Consider the following 4,040-nt stretch of genomic DNA (forward strand, 5'->3'; position numbering starts at 1 on the left):
GAAGTATTCCGCTATTTTTCAACCAGGAATGACTTGTTAAAAATAGATATAAGCCGCAGCGGAAGCCTACAGAAACTGCTGGCGTTTTTAGGTATTAACACTGAGGGCACAGGGGAATTTCCCCATTTAAATATCGGCAAGCTAGTAGACAACTGGAAGGAATACAAACATCCCAATAAAGTTAATTCGCTCAGCGCGGGCAGGGAACACCGAAAATTTTTTGATTATCAAGACATTATTATTCAATAGAGAGCCCACATGAATAGCCTACTCCGGTAGCATCAGATCACAGGTTCGCCCAGCTCTGTCACTTTTTGAAACAGCCAAAACCAGTGCCAGCATTTTATTTGTATTTCTAATCCTATAAATGCAAGAATAGCTGCACGTCACACCTCCTTGGTAGTGCCGGGCACTTCCCCAAGCGCTGAACTACAGCAGGTATTGATAGCCGCACTGGGTAGTCACATATAACAATAATACTGCGTTGTTTTCTGGAAAGATGTAATTCCTCAAATTGCAGAATGGCATATCGGTCAATCCGTCCTTAATTTTAATAACTAAGACGAGATTGTAATTATGTTCACTATAAAAACAGCTAAACCCCTTGAGAGAGATGTAACCTTCACCCTGAAAACTATCGCCGCCGCCGTCGCTTTGTGCGCGGGCAGCTCTGCTTATGCAGCGGCAACCGGTGGTTTCTCCACTACCGATGGTGGCAATGTATCAGGCGCGCAGTCTTTTACCGCATCCACTTACGAACAAATCAACACCATCATTGCCAACGCCAAACTCGATGCCAACGGCAACAAGGTTACTGGCGGTGCTTATCCTGTTGTCATCACCTACACCGGCAATGAAGATGCGCTGATCAATCAGGTCATTAAAGATCACACGGTTGACGCTTCGGGCAATTGCCCTAAAGCGCGCTGGAATGATGCTTACCGCTTTGTGGAAATCAAAGAATTCACCAAGGGTGTCACCATTCTTGGCGCGAATGGTTCATCGGCCAACTTTGGTATTGTGATTAATAAATCGAACAACGTGATTGTGCGCAATATGAAGATTGGCGCACTTGCCGGTGCAAATAACGATGCGGATATGTTGCGTATCGACAGCGGCAGCAATGTGTTGATCGACCACAACGAATTGTTTGCGGTGAATAACGAATGTAACGGCTCACCCGATGGCGACCTGACGTTTGAAAGCGCGATAGACATTAAAAAAGATTCACATAACATCACTGTGTCGTACAACATTATCCGCGATAGCAAAAAAGTCGGTCTTGATGGTTCAAGCAGCAGCGATATTGCCGGCGGCCGCGAGATCACTTTCCACCACAATATTTACCGCAACGTAAACGCGCGTTTGCCATTGCAACGCGGCGGTTGGACGCACATGTATAACAACTTGTACGACGGCATTACCGGTTCTGGTATTAACGTGCGTCAGGCGGGTTATGCATTGATTGAAAGCAACTGGTTCCAGAATTCCGTAAACCCGGTTACCTGCCGTTACGACAGCAGCAACTGCGGGAAGTGGGATCTGCGCAATAACAACATCACCAACCCGGGTGACTTTGCCACCTATAACATTACCTGGACCAGCGGCGGCACCATCGATGCCAACAACTGGACTACCACTGCAACCTTCCCGATCAGCTTGCCCTACAGCTACGCACCGGTAACGCCACAGTGTGTGAAAGATAAACTTGCGCAATTTGCGGGTGTTGGTAAAAACGGTGCGCAACTGACGGCAGCAGCTTGTGGTGGCGCGGCATCGTCCGTGGCTGCGTCAAGCAAACCTGCCAGTTCAGTGGCAGCTTCCAGCAAGCCAGCAAGCTCAGTAGCTGCATCCAGCAGGCCAGCAAGCTCAATTGCCGCATCCAGCAAACCAGCAAGCTCAGCCAGTGGCGCTCCGGTGTTGACGGGCACAGGCGATTATCCCGATGGTTTCTCCAAATGCGCTGACTTGGGCGGTACCTGTTCAGTCACTTCTGGCGATGGCTGGGTAGCCTTCGGCCGCAAAGGCAAGTGGGTTACCAAACGCGTTTCTGTACCGGGTTCAATTGCCTGTACCGTTGCCGCATTTGGTTCCGACCCACTAGGCAACCCGAACAAGTGTTCTTATAAGCGTTAATTGTGTGGCGGCAAAACGGCTTCGGCCGTTTTGCCCAATGCCATCTGATTAAACATACTATCTACAGCGATGTGCTGGCTCGATTGATGACTCCCACCTCGCCTGATCAGCTTCCTGCGTTTTACTTTCCCCCTCATCAAGCTGCACCCTTTACGTATCACCGGCACCTGCGTTTTGCCAGCAGAAGTATCATCGATACTTAGGTAATGATATGTAATAAATTTCAATCATAGATGACAGCTTTCCGGATTTGCGCGATCCTGCAAACCTGAATTGTTTGCATCGAATCAATAATAAAATTCTTTATCCGGCATGTATTTTCGGTCTCCACCAATCCAAAGTAGCTCAGTAAATATAACCGCCAGCAAGATGGTTATGTTCATGAACTACCCGTATAAAAATGATTGCGAGACGATTATGAAAAAAAAATATCAACTGTTATTCAGTATATTGTTGGTCGTGGCAAGTGCCGGAAGCCACGCTGGTGAAAGCCGCACCAACAATCAATGTACTCCGCATTTAGGCAACGCGTTTTTGAAACATTGCCAGCAATGGTCGCAGGGGATTGAAGGCCAACGCAAAGCCGATCTTGGTAATGGAAAATATCTAAATCCCATTATGGCGGGAGATCACCCCGACCCCAGCGTGCTTAAAGATGGCGATGATTACTACATGACGTTTTCATCGTTTGAAGCCTACCCTGCCCTCACCATTTGGCATTCAAAAGATTTGGTGAACTGGCAGCCCATCGGCCCTGCACTGAAAAAATATGTCGGCAGTATTTGGGCACCGGAACTGACCAAACACAATGGCCGATTTTATTTATATATTCCCGCAAAATTACCGGGCAACAACAATATTTACGTGATCTGGGCGGATGATATTCGCGGCCCTTGGTCTGAGCCTGTCGCACTCAATAATGACCGAATTGATCCAGGCCATATTGTAGGTGAAGACGGTAAACGCTATTTGTTTTTATCCCATGGCGACCGTGTGCAATTAAGTGATGACGGGTTAACAATTGTGGGCGACATGGAACATGTCTACGATGGCTGGCAATATCCGCAAGAGTGGGACGTAGAAAGTTACGCGCAAGAAGGCCCCAAAATGATGAAGCACGGGGACTACTTTTACATGACACTCGCACTCGGCGGCACCGCTGGCCCACCAACGGGGCACATGGTTGTTTCTGCACGCGCAAAATCGATTCATGGCCCCTGGGAAAATTCACCTTACAATCCGATTATCCGCACTGAATCAGCAGCAGAAAAATGGTGGTCAAAAGGTCACGCGACTTTAGTGGAAGGCCCAGACAGCACAGCTAAAAAACCGGATTGGCATATGATGTATCACGCCTACGAAAATGGTTTTCACACGCTCGGTCGCCAGGCGATGATGGAACCGATTGAGTGGACCAAAGATGGCTGGTTTAAAGCAAAAGGCGTTGATGTGGGCAAACCCATGGGGAAACGCAAAGGTGGTGAAGCTGTGCAGCAGGGCATGGCGTTATCCGATGATTTCTCCACCAATAAATTTGGTATCCAGTGGAGTTTTTTTCGCGGTGATGTAACTGAAAACCAACGTGTAAATTATAAAAATAGTGCGCTCGAATTAACCGCGAAAGGCACATCGCCCAGCAACACCTCACCGCTGACATTTTTAACGGGTGACCAAGCGTACCAATTTGAAGTGGATATGGATATTGACCCGGATGCACAAGGTGGCGCGCTATTATTTTACAACGATAAACTCTACGCTGGTGTCGGCATCAATAAAAACGGCATGGTGTTACATCGCTACGGTATGGATCAACGCACGACTCCAAAGCCAGATGGTATGCAAAATAAACTGCGTATACGGGTAACCAACAATCGCCATATTTTAACAATTCACACCAGCACTGA

At 47.8% G+C, this 4,040-nt stretch carries 2 protein-coding genes and 1 pseudogene; all 3 read left to right on the forward strand.

Annotated elements, in window-relative coordinates; translation table 11 throughout:
* Positions 1-249, forward strand: a pseudogene (locus ACWA6V_RS17660) (hypothetical protein); the annotation flags it as partial.
* A 327-nt stretch (positions 250-576) separates the two neighbouring features.
* Entirely contained in the window at positions 577-2,136 is a 1,560-nt protein-coding gene (locus ACWA6V_RS17665; protein ID WP_449523730.1) for a pectate lyase family protein, read from the forward strand.
* Positions 2,137-2,517: 381 nt separating this feature from the next.
* Positions 2,518-4,040 (forward strand): family 43 glycosylhydrolase (locus ACWA6V_RS17670; protein ID WP_449523731.1); only part of this gene is annotated, 1,523 nt, incomplete at its 3' end.

It is taken from the genome of Cellvibrio sp. (assembly GCF_053579595.1).

Coding starts and splice junctions, on each gene's coding strand:
- ACWA6V_RS17665 (WP_449523730.1), top strand. CDS start 577: ATGTTCACTATAAAAACAGCTAAACCCCTTGAGAGAGATGTAACCTTC.